The organism is uncultured Campylobacter sp. (assembly GCF_937949835.1).
In the GTDB taxonomy this organism is placed as follows: domain Bacteria; phylum Campylobacterota; class Campylobacteria; order Campylobacterales; family Campylobacteraceae; genus Campylobacter_B.
In genome coordinates, this window is record NZ_CALEDC010000483.1 from 1 (window position 1) to 1075 (window position 1075).

General features: G+C 44.2%; 2 protein-coding genes. Both read right to left on the reverse strand.

Annotation, left to right across the window (positions count from 1 at the left end; genetic code table 11):
* Window positions 1-298 (reverse strand): Wzz/FepE/Etk N-terminal domain-containing protein (locus Q0256_RS10740; RefSeq protein ID WP_297962904.1); only part of this gene is annotated, 298 nt, incomplete at its 3' end.
* Between the two features lie 22 nt (window positions 299-320).
* A partial coding sequence (locus Q0256_RS10745; protein WP_297962907.1) for a sugar transferase occupies window positions 321-1075 on the reverse strand: 755 nt, incomplete at its 5' end.

A 1075-nucleotide genomic window follows, 5' to 3' on the forward strand; every position in this document is an offset into this window, starting at 1 on the left:
TATCAACCGTTACGTTCTTATCCTTAATATCCTTTAGTCCATCAATATATTTTACTCTAAGCTCATGCATCCGAACGGATCTTTCGGTTATATACTGTGGCATACCAGTTTCATTATTATAATAGGCGGTTTCTACCATCGCCGTTGCTTTATACCACGGAGTAGCAAATAGAATGTACAAAAGCCCAACCGCAATAAATCCGCAAGTTACTATACAAATTTGCTTTTTATATTTCCATATCTTTTTTGCCAAATCTAGCAAATCAATCTCATCATCTTCACAATAATTCTGTTGCATATTTCTTCTCCAAATTTAAAATTTAAATTGCGCCCTCGCGAACAAGGACCACCTTAAAGGTTTTTATGATTATCACGATATCGTTCCAGATCGACCAGTTTTTCATATACCACGTATCCATGCCCGCCCTGGTCGCAAAATCCACATCGCTGCGCCCGCTCACCTGCCAAAGCCCCGTGATACCGGGCTTGACGGCGAGTATGAGATCAGCGTATTCGCCCATATCTTTGCGCTCATATTGCGCGCACGGGCGAGGGCCTACGATGCTCATTTCGCCCTTTAGGACGTTGATCAGCTGCGGAAGCTCATCGAGCGAGCTTTTGCGCAAAAAATCGCCCAGCTTCGTGATGCGCGGATCGTGCTCGTATTTGTGATATTTTTCAAAATACTCCACCTCTTGCGGATTTTGCTTTAGGTACTGAGCTAAAATTTCATCGCCGTCCTCTCTCATCGAGCGGAATTTCAGGCATCCAAACGGCTTACCGCCCAACCCCATCCTTTGATGCGAAAAAAATATCCGCCCTGTAGGCTCTTTTAGCTTCATTATCAGCACGATTACGCCGAAAATCGGCACTAGCAGAGGAAGCGCTAAGAAAATTAGTGCCAAATCAAGCCCGCGTTTAAGCGCTAAATTTAGAGGACTTTTCAGAGAATTTCGTATCGCAAAGAGGCTGGTGCGCGAGGCAAAGACGCTGTAAATATCCGACTGCGTAAAGTCGTACGAACGCAGCACCGGGGTGAATAAAATTTCTTTGTTTTTCCTAATATTATGCTCGA